The following is an 18,106-nucleotide window of genomic DNA, read 5'->3' as shown; positions in this document are numbered from 1 at the left end:
CGACCGCATCATCCGGAGGGACCATGCCGATCACCGTGCCCGTTCTGCCGGAGGGGATCGACCCCGCCTGGTTGCCGCCGGACGCGTTCCGGGCGCTGGGTGGCCGGCGGACGCTCGTCGACGGTTCGGGACCGCCGGCGGAGACCGTGCACGGTGAAGTGGCGCACGCCTGCGCGCAGTTCGGCGGCGAGGTCGTACGGGGCACCTCAGGTGCCGGGTACGACCTCGTGCTGCGGGTGGCGGACGACGCCGGTGCGGGTCTCGGCGAGGAAGGGTTCGCACTCGAGCGCGCCGACGGTACGACCACCGTCGTCGCGTCCGGTCAACGCGGCCTGCTGTACGGCCTGTTCCACGTCGTACGGCTCGGGGAGGACGCGTTCCGGGGTACACGGCCGCGTGAGGCGCACCGGCCGGCGACGGCTCTGCGGATGCTGGACCACTGGGACAACGTGGCCGTGCATCCGGTCATGGGCCAGGTGGAGCGCGGGTACGCGGGCGGCTCGCTGTTCTGGCGGGACGGCCGGGCCCGCGAGGAGCCCGAGCGCGTCCGTGCGTACGGCAGGCTGCTGGCGGCCTGCGGGGTCAACGCCGTCTGCGTCAACAACGTCAACGTGCACGACGCCGAGGCGCGGCTGCTCACCGACCGGATCGGCGAGGTGGCCGCGATCGCTTGGGCGTTGCGGCCGTACGGGATCCGCACGCATCTGTCGGTGACTTTCGCCGCGCCGGTCGTGCTCGGCGGGCTGGCCGGCGCCGATCCGCTGGACGAGGCGGTGCGCGCCTGGTGGGCCGAGGCCGTGCACGGGGTGTACTCGGCGATCCCGGACTTCGGCGGGTTCGTGGTGAAGGCGGACTCGGAGGGGCAGCCGGGCCCGCACGCCTACGGCCGTTCTCACGCGGACGGCGCGAACATGCTGGCCGCCGCCCTCGCCCCGCACGGCGGCACGGTCCATTGGCGGGCCTTCGTGTACGACCACCGCCAGGACTGGCGGGACCGCTCGACGGACCGGGCGCGGGCCGCCTACGACCATTTCGCCCCGCTGGACGGGGAGTTCGCCGACAACGCGGTGCTCCAGGTGAAGCACGGGCCCATGGACTTCCAGGTGCGCGAGCCGGTCTCGCCGGTGCTCGGCGCGCTGCCGCGCACCCGGGTCGCCGTGGAGGTGCAGGCCACCCAGGAGTACACGGGGCAGCAGCGGCACGTGTGCTGGCTCGGACCGATGTGGAGCGAGGTGCTGCGTTTCCGCCCGGACGGCGAACAGGGCTCCACGGTGGCGGAGTTGTCGCGGGGCGGGCTGGTCGCGGTGTCCAACGTCGGCGACGACCCGTTCTGGACGGGGCATCCGCTGGCTCAGGCGAACCTCTACACCTTCGGCCGGCTCGCCTGGCGACCGGACGCCGACCCGCTGCGGATCCTGGACGAGTGGATCGCGCTCACCTTCCCCTCCGCCCCCGAGCGGCTGGCCACCGGGCTGCGCGCGCTGTTGCGGCCTTCCTGGCAGACCTACGAGAAGTACACCGCCCCGCTGGGCGTCGGCTTCATGGTGCAGCCAGGACATCACTACGGTCCCGCCGTCGACGGCTACGAGTACAGCCCCTGGGGGACGTACCACTTCGCGGACCGGGACGGGATCGGCGTCGACCGCAGCGCGGCGACCGGCACCGGTTACGCGGCGCAGTACGGCAAGCCCTGGTCGGCGCTGTACGAGTCGGCGGCCTCGTGTCCCGACGAGCTGCTGCTGTTCTTCCACCACGTGCCGTACGGGCATCGGCTGAAGAGCGGGAAGACGGTCGTCCAGCACATCTACGACGCGCATTTCGAGGGCGTCGAGGAGGCGGAGGAGGCCCGCCGGGTGTGGGCGGGCCTCTCGGACCTGGTGGAACCGGCGTTGCACGCGCGCGTGGCGGAACGGTACGAGGAGCAGGTGCGCGGCGCACGGGAGTGGCGGGACCAGGTGAACAGCTATTTCCTGCGCAAGTCGGGCATCCCCGACGAGCGGGGGCGCACGATCTACTAAAGCCGAAGGACGACGACGCCCGACGGGTCCAGGGTCAGGGCGTCGCCCCGCTCGAGCCGCTTGCCGGTGAGGAGGTCCGTCGCCGGGGCGTGGGCGGTCAACTCGGTCGGCTCGGTCGCGTGGTTGAGCAGGAAGCACAGACGGGTTCCGTCGGGGGCGACACGGGTGGAGGTCTCCACGGCCCGGTAGCCGGCGTAGGGGCCGATCAGGCCGTGGCGGGAGAGGACGCCGCGCACCACATGGTTCACGCCGGGCTGGTCCAGAGCCGTCGCCACGTACCAGGCCTCTCCGCTGCCGGCGCCGAAACGGTTGCGGGTCACGGCCGGGGTGCCCGCGTAGAAGTCGGCGCCGTACACGGCGACCGGTTCGGCGCCCCGCAACCGGACGATCTCGAAGACCAGACGGGCCTGCGCGGTGAGCTCCCCCAGCCGTACCGGCTGTACGACGTCTTCCGGGCGGGCGTCCCATTCGTCGATACGGATGCCGAGGAGCGGGGCCAGCGGGCCGGGGACGTCGGTGAGGAAGGCGCGGTCGTGTTCGTCGGACCGTGCGGTGAGGAACGTGGCGAGCACGGTGCCGCCGCGCCGGGCCACCCCTTCCAGACTCGTGGCCAGGCCTGCCTTGACCAGGTGGAGCACAGGGGCGAGCACCACGTCGTACGGCGTCAGGTCCGCGGTCACCGGCACGACGTCCACGTCGGCGCCCGCCTCTCGGGCAGCACGGTAGTAGGCGTGTACGACGTCCGGGTAACGGATGAGCCGGGAAGGGCCGTCGGACGTCTCCAGGGCCCACCAGCTGTCCCAGTCGAAGAGAAGGGCGGTGCGGGCGGGGGTTCGGGCGCCGAGGGTGACCCCGCCCAGTCGGCCCAGCTCGGCCCCGAGAAGGGCCACTTCGGTGAAGACCCGGGTGTCGTCACGTCCCGCGTGGCCGATCACCGCGCCGTGGTACTTCTCGCAGGCGCCGCGTGAGGCGCGCATCTGGAAGTAGAGGGCGGCGTCCGCTCCGTGGGCGACGGCCTGCCAGGTCGCGAGGCGAAGCTCGCCGGGCCGGCGCAGGGGGTTGACGTCGCGGCAGGCGGTGGTGGAGGGGGTCTGCTCCATCAGCCAGAAGGGCGCGCCGCCCTTGAGGCCGCGCATCAGGTCGTGGGCGAGGGCAGGACGGGTCGGCGGGGCGTCCAGTGGCGGGTAGTTGTCCCACGAGACGAAGTCGAGGTGGGGCGCCCACCGGTGGTAGTCGAGCGGGCGGTACGCGCCCATGAGGTTGGTGGTGACGGGGGTGTGCGGGTCATGGACGCGGACGGCCTCCTTCTCCGCGATGAAGCAGCCGAGCAGAGCGTCGGTCATGAAGCGCTGGTAGTCGAGGGTGATGCCCTGGAAGGCGGTGTGGTCGGGGCCGCGCCAGTGTTCGGTGAGCGCGCTCGGCGGCTCGATCTGGTCCCAGTCGGTGAAGCGGTGCGACCAGAACGTCGTCCACCACGCGTCGTTGAGGGCGTCGAGCGTGCCGTGCCGCTCCCGAAGCCAGCCGCGGAACGCCTCGGCACACCGGTCGCAGTAACAGGCCCCGCCGTACTCGTTGTTGATGTGCCAGGCGAGCAACGCGGGGTGTCTTGCGTAGCGTTCGGCAAGACGGGCGGCCAGGTCTGTGGACAGCCGCCGGTACGCGGTCGAACTCGGGCAGAAGTTGTGCCGTTGCCCGTACCGGTGACGGCGGCCCTCGAAATCGGTTCGGTTGACCTCGGGGTACTTCTTGGCGAGCCAGGGCGGAACGGCGGCGGTCCCGGTGGCCAGGCAGACCCGGCGGCCCTCGGCGGCGGCCCGGTCGAGGATGCCGTCGAGGGTGGTGAAGTCGTAGACGTCCGCCGCGGGCTGGGTGAGGGACCAGGTGAAGACCCCGACGGTGAGCGTGTCGATGCCCGCTCGCGTGAACAGACGGTGGTCCTCGTCCTGGACGTCCGGCGGCCACTGCTCCGGGTTGTAGTCGCCGCCGTACGGGATCGTGTGGGTGCGTGGGAGCAGGCCGTCGTCTCCGGTGTCGGGCAGGGTCATGCGATGAAGTCCTCCTGGGTCTCGACGATCACCGGGCGGCTCGACTGCAGCAGGGAGAGCAGCAGCGGTGCGGCCAGCAGGGCGGGCAGTGCCTCCGTGAGGAGGGCGGTCGCACCGGCGGCCAGGAGCAGCAGGGAGGCCGCGGCGAGGGTGACGCGTCCGCGCCGCAGCAGGAAGTAGGCGGCCAGGCGGGCGGTGTCGCGGGCGCGGAACGTGAACAGCGAGGTGAGGACGAGCGCGTGGCCGCCCCAGAGCAGGGAGGTCACGCCGACGAGGCCGAGGAGCACCGCCCACCAGGCGGGCAGGCCGGTGGCCGCGAAGTGGGTGAGGCTGACGGCGATCACGGCGAGCCAGGCCGACAGAGGCGTCCAGAGTTTCAGCGCGGGGAGGGTGTTGAGGCGCAGGCCGCGCCCGTAGGCACGGGCCGGGTGCAGATCGGTGAGATCACGGCTGCGGTGGTGCAGGGCGTACAGCGCGGCGGAGGCGGCCGGGCCGAGCGGCAGCAGGCAGAGGGCGGCGAGGGGCAGGTTGGCGGGGTCGGGGCCCAGGGCGAGCAGGCCGGCCAGGCCGGGTGCGGCCGTCGCGAGGAGCAGGGCCTCGACCGTGAGAAGGGTGTGCAGGAGGGCGGCGGCGCGGGAGAGGGGGCCGGACCCGAAACCCACGGTGTGCACGCTGCTCATGGGACCCCTCTGGTGGACGGAATCGGGAACACTTCGACGCGTCTGCCTCGCTCATGACACCGCCCGGCCGAGCAGTCGTCGCTCGTCCCACCAGGGCGGGGTCTCGTCGGCCGCCGGTGTGAGCTCCACGAGGGTGATCTCGTGGCGGGCCAGGGTGAGGCCGAGTTCCACGCGGCCCTCCCGGGCGGACAGCCGTCGGTGGCTGCGGGCCGGCTCGGCGGCCTCGTGCAGGACGTCCAGTTGTCGGGACCGCGGCGATCGGGGGCTGCCCATGTGCCGCCAGGCTGTGTAGGCGTTTCCTCGTTCCTCGTCGACGGTGGACCGGCGGACGAAGACCTCGTGGGCCGCCACCGGCAGCGACAGGCGCAGCGCGTGCCGGTCGGGGCCCGGGGTCTCGCCCGTCGGATCGACGGGCGCCCAGGCCAGGACCGTGATCCCGCCGTCCGGACCGCGGGTGACGAGGTGGTCGTCACCGCGCGCCAGCAGGTCGGACCCCATCCGTGCCATGAAGGCGTACAGGTGGTACGTCGGCTTTCTGACCTGCCGGTGGGTGAGCAGTCCGAACCCGCCGTGGAACAGGGCGGTGGGGACACCGGTTTCCTCGAACACGTCGCTGAACGTCCAGTACGAGAACGAGTCGGCGAGGTCGCCGCCGCGCGCCAGGACGGGGGCGAGGTAGGCGGCGTGGAACGCGGTGTCGTGGATCGGGTTGTCGGGACGGTAGGACGAGTTGAACTCCGTGATGTGCACGGGGAGTTCGGCCAGCCGAGTGCCCTTGAGGCGCTCTCGGGGTGCGGCGAACTGGTCGAGCAGGTCCAAGGCCGGGGCCAGCGTCTGGTGGACGCCGAACGGAACGTGCTGGGCGGGGCCGGAGCTGTACGCGTGCTTCGACACGAAGTCGACCGGCACGTCCCGGCGTTCGGCGAACTCGGCGAACCGGTCCAGCCAGTCGTCGGCGCCCGGGGAGATCGCCGGGCCTCCGACCTGAAGACCGGCGTCCACCTCCTTCACGGTGTGCGCGGTGATCTCGTACAGGCGGTGGTACGCCGTCTCGTCCGCGCCCTGCCAGAAGTCGGGCAGGTTGGGCTCGTTCCACACTTCGACGGGCCAGGTGCGGACCTCGTCGAGGCCGTAGCGGTCGACGAGGTGGACGAGGGTCGCGCGCACCAGGTCGGCCCACTCGCGATGAGAGCGGGGCGGGGTGACGTTGCCGCGCCACCAGAAGACCGTCTGCTCGCCGGAGGCCAGCCCGGCGGGCATGAAGCCGAGTTCCAGGAACGGCCGGACACCGGCTTCGAGGTACGCGTCGAGCACCTGGTCGATGTACGTGAAGGAGTGGTGGACGCGGCGGACGCCGTTGTGGTCGTAGGGGCGGTGCACGCCCATGCCGTCGCTGAGCATGCCATGGCCGCGGATGTGCCGGAAACCGATGTCGCGCCGGATCAGGGCGAGGGACTCCTGGTAGTCGCGTCGAAGGGCGAGCTCGACGCGGCCGGTGCCGACGCAGTGCCGCCAGGCGTCGGGGAGCCTGCCTGCCGGTTCGGCGGGGACGCGGATCACCCGTTCTCCTTCTTGTAGCGTTCGCGCGCCTTGTTGTGCAGGTCGACGAGCCGGTCCATGTTCTTGGCCTTCAGCTCGGTGACGTAGTCGTCCCACTCGGAGAGCGGGCGCTTGCCGAGGGCGAACTTGAGCATGTTCTGGGTGACGTGGTCCCGCAGCGGGGTCTCCCAGAGCGAGGCCTGTTCCTGCTCCACGGACTGCAGGGGATGGGCCGGACCGATGGGGAGTTGTTCACGCTGGGCCATGGCGTCCTGGAACTTCTTCTCGTCCGGGCTGAAGGACGAGGAGACCAGCGCCCAGCTGCCGCCGTAGGTGAAGACTCCGTTGTGGAAGCCGTAGTCCTTCTGCAGATCCTTCGGCGCGGCGGGGTCCGAGCCCATGAGGCTGACGCCAGGCTCCAGCCTGTACCGGCCGCTCGAGTAGGTGTACGTGGTGCCCTGCACGCCCCACTTGGCGAACCGCTGGCCCTCGTCCGAGTACCAGAGCCAGTCGACGAACTGCATCATCGCGACGAAGGTGTCGCTCTGGAGAGCCTTGGTGGAGACCATGACGCCGTTCTCCAGCCGGGCCCCGCCCAACACCACCGGGCCGGCCGGCCCCAGCGGCACCGGCACCATCTCGATCCTCGCGCCCCTGACCTGCTTCTCCAGGTTGTAGCGGTAGTTCTGGACCAGCTCCTGTGGATTGGCGCTGATCGCGAAGGACTTCTCGCCCAGCAGTTTCTGCACGGCTTCGTCGTCGGTCTGGGTGAAGCTCTCGGGGTCCATCAGTTTCTCGGCGACCAGCTTCCTCAGGTACTCCACGACCTGGCGGAATCCGTCCGTGGCGCCGGTGAAGACGAACTCCCCCGCCTTCGCGTCGAAGCTGATGTTGTCGTAGGTCCAGCCGGCCCTCACCCCGTGCGCCTGGCCGAGATAGCTGAGCAACGCGGCTGCCGGGAACGGTGTGTTGGTGCTCCAGCGGTCGGAGAAGGGATAGCGGTCCGGGTATTCGGCCTTGATGGCCTTGAAGACGTCGTGGACCTCGTCCCAGGTCGTGGGCGGAGTCAGGCCGAGCTTGCCGAGGACGTCGGTGCGGAAGGACAACGAGTAGCCGGACTTGACCTTCTCGTGCAGCCCTGGCAGGAGGTAGTACCTGCCGTCGGACTGACGGATGGAATCGAGTTCGGGCTCCAGCTTCCACTTTCTGACCTTGTCCTGGAAGTTGGGCATCAGGTGCACGTACTCGCTCACGGGAAGGATGGCGCCCGACGAGACGAAGGCGACCTCCGACGGGTGGTAGGTCTTGGGGATGAGAAACGGCGCGTCACCTGCCCCGATGAGGACACTGCGCTTCTTCTCGTAGTCGCTCAGCGGGACCGCGATCGGCTTCAGGGTGATCCCGGTACGCCTGGTGAGCTCCTTCCAGAACAGCCAGTCGTCCTTCATCGGATAGACCGGGTTGTTGTTGTGCAGCACCGAGAAGGAAAGCGGCTTCGACGCCTTGAACTGCTGTCCGACGCGGTACTCCTCCATCGCTCCGTTCTGCTTCTTGGAGAGGTCCTTGGTGTCGCCGCCGTCCTCGCCCCCGCTTCCACAGCCGGTGAGGGTGGCGAGGCCGACGAAGCCTGCGGCGGAGAGGATCTGGCGTCGTGACAGCCGGCCTGCGTTCTTCACGGAGACTCCTTTGTTCCGTCAGAGGTGTGGCATTCAGCCCTTGACCGCGCCGAGCGTGACGCCGGAGACGAAGTAGCGCTGGACGAACGGGTACACGCAGAGGATGGGCAGCGCCGTCAGCACGATGGTGACGGCCTGGATGTTCGCCCCGACCTGGCTGAGCTGCTCGGTTCCGGCGCCGGCGTTACCGCCTGTGGTGGCGCCCGAGATCAGGTTGCGCAGATAGACGGTGGCCGGCATGAGCTCGGTCCGGTCCATGTAGAGGTACGCCGAGAACCAGGAGTTCCAGAACGACACCGAATAGAAGAGCACCATGGTCGCGACGACGGCCTTGGACAGCGGCAACACGATTCTCAGCAGGATCCCGTAGGTGTTCAGCCCGTCGATCTGCGCGGCCTCCTCGAGTTCGCTCGGCAGGCTCTCGAAGAAGGCCTTCATCACCAGCAGGTTGAAGACGCTGATCGCGTTGGGCAGGGCGATCGCCCAGACGGAGTTCTTCAGGCCGAGGCTCGTGACCAGGACGTAGTTGGGGATCAGCCCGCCGGTGAAGAACATGGTGAACACGGCGACGCCGACGAGCACCCCTCGCCCTTTGAGGTTCCTCTTCGACAGGACGTAGGCGTAGCACGTGGTCAGGACCATGGCGATGACGGTGGAGACGACCGTGTACAGAACGGTGTTCCCGTAGTTGCGCCAGAACATCGAGTCATGGAAGACGATCTTGTACGTGGTGAGGTTGAACCCCTTGGGCCACAGGGTCACTTCGCCGGTGCGGATCTGACGTTCACCGCTGAGGGACCGGGCGACGATGTTGACGAAGGGGTAGAGGGTCACCAGCACGACGAGCGTGAGGATCACGCCGTTGACGCCCTGGAAGACCCGGTAGCCACGCGTGGGCTGGTGCACCGAGGTACGCGGACGCGGGGCACGCGGGTTGCGGAGGCTCACCACAGACTCGTCCCCACCGTGCGACGCGACACCTGGTTCGCGCTCGTGATCAGCACCAGACCGATGACCGCCTCGAACAGCCCGATCGCGGCGGCGTAGCTGAAGCTGTTGGACTCGACACCGGCTCGGTACAGATAGGTGGAGACCACGTCGGCCGTCGGGTAGGTCAGCGGGTTGTACAGCAGCAGGACCTTCTCGAAGCCGACCGCCATGAACGTGCCGATGTTGAGGATCAGCAGCGTGATCATGGTGGGACGGATGCCGGGCAGGGCGACGTGCCAGATCTGCCGCCAGCGGCTCGCGCCGTCGATCCGGGCGGCCTCGTAGAGGTCCTCGTCGATGGTGGTGAGCGCGGCGAGGTAGAGGATCGTCCCCCAGCCGGCCGTCTGCCAGATCTCCGAGCCCACATAGATCGTGCGGAACCATCCGGGTTCCTGGATGAACCGGACCGGGTCGTGCCCGAGCCGGTCCAGCACGTGGTTGACGGGCCCGTCCGTCGCCAGCATCTGCATGGTGATGCCCGCGACGATCACGATCGACAGGAAGTGGGGAAGGTACGAGATCGACTGCACGAACTTCTTCAGCGAGCGTCTGCGCACCTCGTTGAGCAGCAGCGCCAGGACGACCGGAACGGGAAAACAGAACACCAGAGTGAGCCCGCCGAGCCACAGGGTGTTGCGGAAGACCTGCCAGAACGTGGGGTCGGTCAGGAACATCCGCACATAGCGAAGGCCCACCCACCGCTCCCCGAAGATCGACCCACCCGGTTCGAAGCGGCGGAAGGCGATGACGTTGCCGATCATCGGCAGGTAGCGGAAGAGCAGGAAGAACAGCAGCGGCAGCACGGCCAGCGAGTACAGCTGCCAGTCCCGGCGCAGCGCCCGTCGCCAGCCCCGGCGCGCGGTCGGACGCGCGGGACCGTGGCGGGTCTTCGGCGGCGGGTCCTGGGTTCCTGGGGGCGGGGCCGATCTGGTGGAGGTGCTCATGCTCGGGCCTCCCGGGGCGTCGTTCGAAACGCTGGACTCACCGCGCGTGGTATCGAAACTTTCGTGCCCTTACCGGTAACTCTGCGGCAACGTAAGGGGTCACGGAAAGCGCTGTCAATGGGTGCTGCACCGTGGGCTGGTGAGGCCAGGTGTGGCGTTGGAACACTCCACGGGTGGGGTAGAACCGGGGAGTCGAGTGCTACCGTCGCCCGCAAATTTCTGGATGAGCTACGCAACGATCGATCGCCGCCGACTCTGCGAGGTGCCGCTGTGCCCGCGTTCGACCTGCCGCTGCCGGAACTGGAACGCCATCGCCCCGAGCCCGAGGAGCCCACCGACTTCGACGCGTTCTGGACGGACACCTTGAAGGAGGCAGGACAGCGCGATCCGCTGGTGTCGGTGCATCCCGTCCGAACCGGTCTCCGTCTCGTGCAGACCTGGGACGTGACGTTCCGGGGCTTCGCGGGAGACCCGGTGCGCGCCTGGTTCAGCCGTCCGGCCGACGTGCGCGAACCGCTCCCGGCGGTCGTCGAGTACGTCGGCTACGGGCGCGGCCGCGGTTTTCCGCACGAGCGGCTGACCTGGGTGAACGCGGGCTACGCGCACCTGCTGATGGACAACCGCGGGCAGGGCGACCAGTACGGCGACGGGGGCGTCACCCCTGATCCGCACGCCACGGCGCCCGGTGGCCCCGGGCCGGCCGCCCGCGGCCTGCTCTCAGCGCGGGACTACCACTACCGCCGTCTGATCACGGACGCGGTGCGGGCGGTGACGGCGGTCCGCGCCCTGCCCGGCGTCGACCCCGCCCGGACGGCCGCCGTCGGCAACAGTCAGGGCGGTGGGCTCGCGCTCGCCGTCGCGGGCCTGGTCCCCGACCTCGCCGCCGTCGTCGTCACGGCCCCTTTCCTGTGCGGCATCCGGCGCGCACTCGAGCTCACCGACGCGGGCCCGTACGGGGAGATCGCCGCCTACCTCTCCGTTCATCGCGGCGCGGAGGAAGCCGCTCACCGCACGCTCTCCTACGTGGACGGCGTCTCCTTCGCCCGCCGAGCCCATGCTCCGGCACACTTCGGCACGGGTCTGCGCGACACCGTCTGCCCGCCGAGCGGGGTGTACGCCGCGTTCAACCGCTACGGGGAGCTGACCGGCGGCCCCGATCCCCGCAGGGAGATCCACGCGTATCCGTTCAACGGGCACGAGGGAGGCGAGGGTGAGCAGGTGAGGCGACAACTGCGGTGGCTGCCGGAGCTGCTGGCCGGCTGAGCCCGGCCCGGCGGCGCCGCAGTCCGGGCGGGCTCCCTGCGCATGGCGCCGACCTGGTGGGCGGCCGCAGGGGTCCGCCCACCAGGTCCGCCCGGAGCGACTGCCGCTCAGCCGACCCTGCAGGGAAGGCTTGTGGCGCTGTCACCGCCCGGGCCGGAGACGACGTAGCCGAACGTCGCACTCTGTCCCGGACTCAACGAGCCGTTCCAGTCGGCGTTGTGGACCATCACCGCCTGCCCGGTGTACGTGGCGCTGCCGCTCCACAGGCTGACCACCGACTGGCCCGACGGCAGCGTCCAGTCGACCATCCAGCCGAGCATCGGGACGTCGCCCGAGTTGGTCACGGTCACCTCGGACTGGTAGCCGCCGTTCCAGGTGTTCGTGGTCCTGCGGGTGGCGGTGCAGGTGCCGGGCACGGGCTCGGTGGGGTTTCCGGGCTCGTGGATACCGGTCACCTCGCCGTTCCCCCCGTCGAAGACGACGTCGGAGCAGGAGTAGAAGGTCTCCGCACTGTCCGAGCGCTGCCAGACCATGTAGATGATGTGCCGACCGGACTTGTTCGCCGGGAGCTTGCCGGTCCAGGAGTAGTTGGCCTCGACCGTGCCGGGGCTGCCGTGGAGCGGCGGGTGGTCGACGGAGAGGAAGGGCTGGCTCTCCATGGCGTCCCAGGTGAGGGTCCTGGTCGGGTCGAAGCCGTCCTTCGTGACGTAGACGTAGAACCAACCCGGGTGCGCGGCCCAGGCGTTGTAGGAGAAGTCGACGGTCGCACCCGAGGTGAGGTGGGTGAGCGGCCAGTCGTCGCGGGCCGCGTTGAAACCGGTGAAGTTGGCGTTGCCGCCGCTGCACAGCTGCCCGTCGGGCACGAAGCCGCGCGTGCGGCCGGCGCCGTCGGAGCGCAGCACCGAGAACCAGTTGTAGAACGGCGTGGTACCGCTCACCTGCTGTGCGTTCTTGCAGGCCGGGTTGACGGGCTTGATCTCACCCGTGTCGGTCAGCGCGTCCTGCCAGCACAGGAAGGTACGGCTGCCGGGCTTCATGGGGGTGCCGTGAGCCTCCGCCGTGCCGCCGGCCGTGACGATCAGGCCGAGGGCGGGAACCGTGGCCAGCAGGGCCAGGAGAACGAGGAGCAGGGCTCGGGAGCGTAACCGGGACCTCAAGCTTGGTGTGATCATGACAGATCGCATGGCGAATGAATCCGCCTTCCGTGTACGGACCGTGCGGGTATGGGAGTGCACTGCGGGTGCGGGTGCGGTGCGCGTGCGCTCGGGTGCGCGGGCACGGGACGCGCGAGCGCGCCGGTGCACGTGGGCCGGCGCATGGGCACGCGGCGCAGGGTGCGACGGTGCAGGGTGCGACGGTGCAAGGGTGCGCGAAGCGGGAGCGTTCCCGGGCCCGGGCCCGGCAGGTTCCGGTCTGCCGGGCGCGGGCCGATATGGGAGCGCTCCCACTTCACCTGTGGCGGAAGATAGCGCCGTTCGGCGCACTTGTAAACGGGCGCGACCGGACCGGGACCGTACACGGCTGAGGGCCGCACCCCCGTCACCGGGGATGCGGCCCTCGACTGCCTTGCGGTGCCGCTTTTCTCGGCCTGGCCGCTTACTTGCGGATCAGGCTGCGCAGCACGTACTGCATGATGCCGCCGTTGCGGTAGTAGTCGGCCTCACCGGGGGTGTCGATGCGGACGACCGCGTCGAACTCGACGCCCGTGTCGGTGGTGACCTTGACCGTGCGCGGGGTGGTGCCGTTGTTGAGCTCCTCGACGCCGGTGAAGGAGAAGGTCTCCTCGCCGGTCAGGCCGAGGGACGCGGCGGTGGCGCCCTCCGGGAACTGCAGCGGGAGCACGCCCATGCCGATGAGGTTCGAGCGGTGGATGCGCTCGTACGACTCGGCGATGACGGCCTTGACGCCGAGCAGCGCGGTGCCCTTGGCGGCCCAGTCGCGGGACGAGCCGGAGCCGTACTCCTTGCCGGCCAGCACGACCAGCGGGATGCCCTGCTCGATGTAGTTGCGGGAGGCGTCGTAGATGAACGACACCGGGCCGTCGGCCTGGGTGAAGTCGCGGGTGTAGCCGCCCTCGGTGCCCGGCGCGATCTGGTTGCGCAGGCGGATGTTGGCGAACGTGCCGCGGATCATGACCTCGTGGTTGCCTCGGCGGGAGCCGTAGGAGTTGAAGTCACGACGCTCCACACCGTGCTCGGTGAGGTACTTGCCGGCCGGGGTGTCGGCCTTGATGGCGCCCGCCGGGGAGATGTGGTCGGTGGTGACCGAGTCGCCCAGCTTGGCCAGGACGCGCGCGCCCCTGATGTCGGAGACCGGGGTGGTCTCCATCGTCATGCCCTCGAAGTAGGGGGGCTTGCGGACGTAGGTCGACTCGGCGTCCCACTCGAAGGTGTTGCCGGTCGGGATCGGCAGCGCCTGCCACTGGGCGTCGCCCGCGAAGACGTCCTGGTAGGACTTGTTGAACATGTCCTCGCCGATGGCGTTCGCCACGACGTCGTTGACCTCGGCCTCGGAGGGCCAGATGTCCTTGAGGAAGACCGGGTTGCCGTCCTGGTCGATGCCCAGGGCGTCCTTGGTGATGTCCACCTTCATGGAGCCCGCGAGGGCGTACGCCACGACCAGCGGCGGGGACGCCAGGTAGTTCATCTTGACGTCGGGGTTGATCCGGCCCTCGAAGTTGCGGTTGCCGGAGAGGACCGAGGTGACGGCGAGGTCGTGGTCGTTGACGGCCTTGGAGACCTCCTCCGGCAGCGGGCCGGAGTTGCCGATGCAGGTGGTGCAGCCGTAGCCGACGAGGTTGAAGCCGACCTTGTCGAGGTACGGGGTGAGGCCCGCCTTGTCGAAGTAGTCGGTGACGACCTTCGAACCCGGGGCGAGGGTGGTCTTGACCCACGGCTTGCGGGTCAGGCCCTTCTCCACGGCCTTCTTCGCGACGAGCGCGGCGGCGACCATGACGTACGGGTTGGAGGTGTTGGTGCAGGAGGTGATGGCCGCGACCGTCACCGCGCCGTGGTCGATCTCGTACGTCGAACCGTCGGGGGCGGTCACGGTGACCGGGTTGGACGGGGCGCCGTTCGGGGCGACGGCCGGGGCGTCGGAGGCCGGGAAGGACTCCTGGCCCGCCTCGTCCACGCTGTCGACGTAGTTGCGCACGTCGACCTTGAACTGCTCGGCGGCGTTGGCGAGGACGATGCGGTCCTGCGGGCGCTTCGGGCCGGCGATCGAGGGGACGACCGTCGAGAGGTCGAGCTCGAGCTTCTCGGAGAAGTCCGGCTCGGCCTTCGGGTCCAGCCAGAGGCCCTGCTGCTTGGCGTACGCCTCGACGAGCGCGACCTGCTGCTCGTCGCGGCCGGTCAGGCGCAGGTACTTCAGGGTCTCGTCGTCGATCGGGAAGATCGCGGCGGTGGAGCCGAACTCGGGCGACATGTTGCCGATGGTGGCGCGGTTCGCGAGCGAGGTGGCGGCGACGCCCTCACCGTAGAACTCGACGAACTTGCCGACGACGCCGTGCTTGCGCAGCATCTCGGTGATCGTGAGCACGAGGTCCGTGGCGGTGGTGCCGGCGGGCAGCTCACCGGTGAGCTTGAAGCCGACGACGCGCGGGATGAGCATGGAGACCGGCTGGCCGAGCATCGCGGCCTCGGCCTCGATGCCGCCGACGCCCCAGCCGAGGACGCCGAGGCCGTTGACCATGGTGGTGTGCGAGTCGGTGCCGACGAGGGTGTCGGGGTACGCCTGGCCGTTGCGGACCATGACCGTGCGCGCCAGGTGCTCGATGTTCACCTGGTGGACGATGCCGGTGCCGGGCGGGACGACCTTGAAGTCGTCGAAGGCGGTCTGGCCCCAGCGCAGGAACTGGTAGCGCTCCTTGTTGCGGCCGTACTCCAGCTCGACGTTCTGGGCGAAGGCCTCGTTGGTGCCGAACTTGTCGGCGATGACGGAGTGGTCGATGACCAGCTCGGCCGGGGAGAGCGGGTTGACCTTCGCCGGGTCGCCGCCGAGCTCCTTGACGGCCTCACGCATGGTGGCGAGGTCGACGACACAGGGCACGCCGGTGAAGTCCTGCATGATCACGCGGGCCGGCGTGAACTGGATCTCCTGCGACGGCTGGGCCTGGGAGTCCCAGTTGCCGAGCGCACGGATGTGGTCGGCGGTGATGTTCGCGCCGTCCTCGGTACGGAGCAGGTTCTCCAGCAGCACCTTCAGGCTGTACGGAAGGCGAGCCGAGCCTTCCACCTTGTCCAGCCGGAAGATCTCGTACGACTCGTCGCCCACCTGCAGCGTGCTGCGGGCGTCGAAGCTGTTCGCCGACACGACAGTCTCCTTCATTGATGTGCGCGTACCACCGCATCCTGCCGTCACGCGGGCTTGGCCGAACCGCTGAGGTCAGGCTAAGTTAGGTAACCCTTACCAGGGTGGCGGCTGCGGTGCGCCTTCGGCAGATATCTCGATGTCGAGATAACTCTAGTACATGGGGGCTGAATGGTCATGCCCGGGCTCGCTGTCACCTGCCGCTGAAAGCCGGACCCCCCACGCGCCGGGCCACACCGGCAGCCCCCTGCACCCCGGACCGGGAGCGCCAGGCCACCGACACGGCGCGCTGCTCCCGGTCCACGTCGCGGCGCCGACGGCGGGGACGGCGGCCGGATCGCGGGCACGGACGCCCGAGCACGGACGCGACAGCCCGACCACGGACACGGCCGCCGGGCCACGGACACGGCGACCTGCTCGCGGGCGCAGCGCCGGGAACGGGCACGGCCGCCGGATCACGGCCCCGGCACGCCCCGGCTCTCCCCTTGCAGCTCCCCGACCAGCCCCCGTACGACATCCCGACCCGACTTCCGGCGGACCACGCGCCGGAGACGCCGGACCAGTCGGCGGAGACGCCGGACCAGTCGGCGGAGGCACCTGTCGGCCGGGGCGACCGTCGACGGACACACGGAGCGGCGGCCGCACGGCGCCTTTCACGGCGGTGGCGACGGCGGACGCACGGCAAGGCGGTTCCTGAGCGGGCGTCATGGGGTCGCCGGGCCGGGGTAGACGAGACCGGAGACAGGCAGTTCCCTGACGAAGGAGGCCCGATGCCCCTCACTTTCCGCAAGAGTTTCCGCATCCTCCCCGGTGTGCGACTGAACATCAACCGGCGGTCGTGGTCGATCACCACCGGCGGCGGGTCGCACGGACCGCGCCACACGCACAGCAGCACGGGACGTCGTACGACATCGATGGATTTGCCCGGGCCTTTCGGGTGGCGTCGCACACGTAACGCCAAGCGCCGTTGACGGGCCATCACCCGAACGGACCCCCCGAGAGGCGCCATCTCATATCTGAGATAACCTCAACCCCATGGCAGACGACTACCTCGTACGCATCGGCAAGCTCATCCGTGACGCCCGACAGCACCGGGGCTGGACACAGGCGCAGCTGGCCGAGGCGCTCGGAACCAGCCAGAGTGCCGTCAACCGCATCGAGCGAGGCAACCAAAACATCAGCCTTGAGATGATCGCTCGAATCGGTGAAGCCCTGGACAGCGAGATCGTCTCTCTGGGCTACGCGGGCCCGATGCACCTGCGCGTCGTGGGCGGGCGTCGGCTGTCCGGCGCGATCGACGTGAAGACCAGCAAGAACGCGTGCGTGGCCCTGCTGTGCGCCTCGCTGCTCAACCAGGGGCGCACGGTGCTGCGCCGGGTCGCCCGTATCGAGGAGGTCTACCGCCTGCTCGAGGTCCTGAACTCCATCGGTGTACGGACGCGTTGGATCAACGACGGCGTCGACCTGGAGATCGTGCCGCCGGCCGAGCTGGACATGGCGGCGATCGACGCCGAGGCCGCCGTGCGCACCCGTTCCATCATCATGTTCCTCGGCCCGCTGCTGCACCGTATGGACCACTTCAAGCTGCCGTACGCCGGCGGTTGCGACCTGGGCACGCGGACCATCGAGCCGCACATGATCGCGCTGCGCCGGTTCGGGCTGGAGGTCGCGGCGACGGAGGGGCAGTACCACGCCGTCGTCGACCGTGCCGTCCGCCCGGACCGGCCGATCGTGCTGACCGAGCGCGGGGACACGGTCACCGAGAACGCGCTGCTGGCGGCGGCCCGCTATGACGGCGTCACCGTCATCCGCAACGCTTCCTCGAACTACATGGTCCAGGACCTGTGCTTCTTCCTGGAGGCGCTCGGCGTCCGCGTCGAGGGCATCGGCTCCACCACGCTCACCGTGCACGGCGTGCCGAACATCGACGTCGACGTGGACTACTCCCCCTCCGAGGACCCGGTCGAGGCGATGAGCCTGCTGGCCGCCGCGGTCGTCACGGAGTCGGAACTGACGGTGCGCCGGGTGCCGATCGAGTTCCTGGAGATCGAACTCGCGGTCCTGGAGGAGATGGGTCTCGACCACGACCGGACGCCGGAGTACGCGGCCGACAACGGCCGCACCCGGCTGGTGGACCTCACGGTCCGGCCCTCCAAACTGGAGGCGCCGATCGACAAGATCCACCCGATGCCGTTCCCCGGCCTGAACATCGACAACGTCCCCTTCTTCGCCGCCATCGCGGCCGTCGCCCAGGGCAAGACCCTCATCCATGACTGGGTCTACGACAACCGCGCGATCTACCTGACGGACCTGAACCGGCTCGGCGGGCGGCTCCAGCTGCTCGACCCGCACCGGGTGCTGGTCGAGGGTCCGACGCGCTGGCGGGCGGCCGAGATGATGTGCCCGCCGGCCCTGCGCCCCGCGGTGGTCGTGCTGCTGGCGATGATGGCGGCGGAGGGCACGTCGGTGCTGCGCAACGTGTACGTGATCAACCGCGGCTACGAGGACCTGGCCGAGCGGCTCAACTCCATCGGGGCGCAGATCGAGATCTTCCGCGACATCTGAGTGGGCGGCGCTCGCGCCCGCTGGAGTCGTGGTGGGTGTCGGGTGCGGGGGGGCGGGCGGGGGCCGGGGGAAGAA

The 18,106-nt window shown here is 69.7% G+C and carries 12 protein-coding genes; 4 read left to right on the top strand and 8 right to left on the bottom strand.

Translation table 11 applies throughout. The annotated features are described in order from the left end of the window. Positions 1 to 23: 23 nt before the first annotated feature. Entirely contained in the window at positions 24 to 2,018 is a 1,995-nt protein-coding gene (locus ACZ7DE_RS28295) for an alpha-glucuronidase (RefSeq protein WP_470765967.1), read from the top strand. Here the strand turns inward: ACZ7DE_RS28295 and ACZ7DE_RS28290 are convergent. Genes ACZ7DE_RS28290 through ACZ7DE_RS28265 form a run of 6 tightly spaced genes read right to left on the bottom strand, consistent with a single transcriptional unit; the run spans position 2,015 to position 9,892 of the window. After that, a complete protein-coding gene (locus tag ACZ7DE_RS28290) occupies positions 2,015 to 4,063 on the bottom strand; it encodes a beta-galactosidase (protein ID WP_470765965.1) in 2,049 nt (682 codons plus the stop codon). The genes ACZ7DE_RS28295 and ACZ7DE_RS28290 overlap by 4 nt on opposite strands. Continuing rightward, on the bottom strand, positions 4,060 to 4,743 hold the full coding sequence (locus ACZ7DE_RS28285; RefSeq protein ID WP_470765963.1) for a hypothetical protein: 684 nt from the start codon (positions 4,741 to 4,743) through the stop codon (positions 4,060 to 4,062). Before ACZ7DE_RS28285 ends, ACZ7DE_RS28290 begins: the two co-directional genes overlap by 4 nt. 51 nt (positions 4,744 to 4,794) lie before the next feature. Beyond that, the gene (locus tag ACZ7DE_RS28280) at positions 4,795 to 6,303 is read right to left on the bottom strand and encodes a GH39 family glycosyl hydrolase (protein ID WP_470765959.1); all 1,509 of its coding nucleotides are present in this window, start codon (positions 6,301 to 6,303) and stop codon (positions 4,795 to 4,797) included. Continuing rightward, complete coding sequence (locus ACZ7DE_RS28275) at positions 6,300 to 7,958, bottom strand: ABC transporter substrate-binding protein (protein ID WP_470765958.1); 1,659 nt, start codon at positions 7,956 to 7,958, stop codon at positions 6,300 to 6,302. The genes ACZ7DE_RS28280 and ACZ7DE_RS28275 overlap by 4 nt, the downstream gene beginning before the upstream one ends. Positions 7,959 to 7,991: 33 nt before the next feature. Continuing rightward, positions 7,992 to 8,906 carry a carbohydrate ABC transporter permease gene (locus ACZ7DE_RS28270; protein ID WP_470765956.1) on the bottom strand — a complete coding sequence of 305 codons (915 nt, stop codon included), beginning with the start codon at positions 8,904 to 8,906 and terminating at the stop codon, positions 7,992 to 7,994. Then, entirely contained in the window at positions 8,903 to 9,892 is a 990-nt protein-coding gene (locus ACZ7DE_RS28265; RefSeq protein WP_470765954.1) for an ABC transporter permease, read from the bottom strand. Before ACZ7DE_RS28265 ends, ACZ7DE_RS28270 begins: the two co-directional genes overlap by 4 nt. 270 nt (positions 9,893 to 10,162) lie before the next feature. On the opposite strand from ACZ7DE_RS28265, the gene ACZ7DE_RS28260 reads away from it, so the two are divergent. Beyond that, positions 10,163 to 11,155 carry an acetylxylan esterase gene (locus ACZ7DE_RS28260; protein WP_470765952.1) on the top strand — a complete coding sequence of 331 codons (993 nt, stop codon included), beginning with the start codon at positions 10,163 to 10,165 and terminating at the stop codon, positions 11,153 to 11,155. Positions 11,156 to 11,262: 107 nt separating this feature from the next. Here ACZ7DE_RS28260 and ACZ7DE_RS28255 read toward each other — a convergent pair whose 3' ends face one another. Together ACZ7DE_RS28255 and acnA are read right to left on the bottom strand one after the other, a co-directional pair. Next, entirely contained in the window at positions 11,263 to 12,327 is a 1,065-nt protein-coding gene (locus tag ACZ7DE_RS28255; RefSeq protein ID WP_470765950.1) for a lytic polysaccharide monooxygenase auxiliary activity family 9 protein, read from the bottom strand. A gap of 424 nt (positions 12,328 to 12,751) precedes the next feature. Further along, entirely contained in the window at positions 12,752 to 15,469 is a 2,718-nt protein-coding gene (gene acnA, locus ACZ7DE_RS28250; protein ID WP_470765948.1) for an aconitate hydratase AcnA, read from the bottom strand. Between the two features lie 767 nt (positions 15,470 to 16,236). Here acnA and ACZ7DE_RS28245 point away from each other — a divergent pair. Together ACZ7DE_RS28245 and ACZ7DE_RS28240 are read left to right on the top strand one after the other, a co-directional pair. Then, positions 16,237 to 16,437, top strand: a complete 201-nt coding sequence (locus ACZ7DE_RS28245) for a DUF4236 domain-containing protein (RefSeq protein ID WP_389338375.1) — start codon at positions 16,237 to 16,239, stop codon at positions 16,435 to 16,437. Between the two features lie 64 nt (positions 16,438 to 16,501). Then, the gene (locus ACZ7DE_RS28240; RefSeq protein WP_470765946.1) at positions 16,502 to 18,031 is read left to right on the top strand and encodes a helix-turn-helix domain-containing protein; all 1,530 of its coding nucleotides are present in this window, start codon (positions 16,502 to 16,504) and stop codon (positions 18,029 to 18,031) included. The last annotated feature ends 75 nt before the right edge of the window (positions 18,032 to 18,106 follow it).

The organism is Streptomyces sp. NPDC037083 (genome assembly GCF_055606485.1).
Note: the sequence above shows the minus strand (reverse complement) of the source record. Positions and strands in the feature narration are given on the sequence as shown.

What these genes read in the sequence shown, in the direction of transcription:
- ACZ7DE_RS28295 (WP_470765967.1), top strand. Translation starts at nt 24, where the DNA reads ATGCCGATCACCGTGCCCGTTCTGCCGGAGGGGATCGACCCCGCCTGG.
- ACZ7DE_RS28290 (WP_470765965.1), bottom strand. Translation starts at nt 4,063, where the DNA reads ATGACCCTGCCCGACACCGGAGACGACGGCCTGCTCCCACGCACCCAC.
- ACZ7DE_RS28285 (WP_470765963.1), bottom strand. Translation starts at nt 4,743, where the DNA reads ATGAGCAGCGTGCACACCGTGGGTTTCGGGTCCGGCCCCCTCTCCCGC.
- ACZ7DE_RS28265 (WP_470765954.1), bottom strand. Translation starts at nt 9,892, where the DNA reads ATGAGCACCTCCACCAGATCGGCCCCGCCCCCAGGAACCCAGGACCCG.
- ACZ7DE_RS28255 (WP_470765950.1), bottom strand. Translation starts at nt 12,327, where the DNA reads ATGATCACACCAAGCTTGAGGTCCCGGTTACGCTCCCGAGCCCTGCTC.
- ACZ7DE_RS28245 (WP_389338375.1), top strand. Translation starts at nt 16,237, where the DNA reads ATGCCCCTCACTTTCCGCAAGAGTTTCCGCATCCTCCCCGGTGTGCGA.
- ACZ7DE_RS28240 (WP_470765946.1), top strand. Translation starts at nt 16,502, where the DNA reads ATGGCAGACGACTACCTCGTACGCATCGGCAAGCTCATCCGTGACGCC.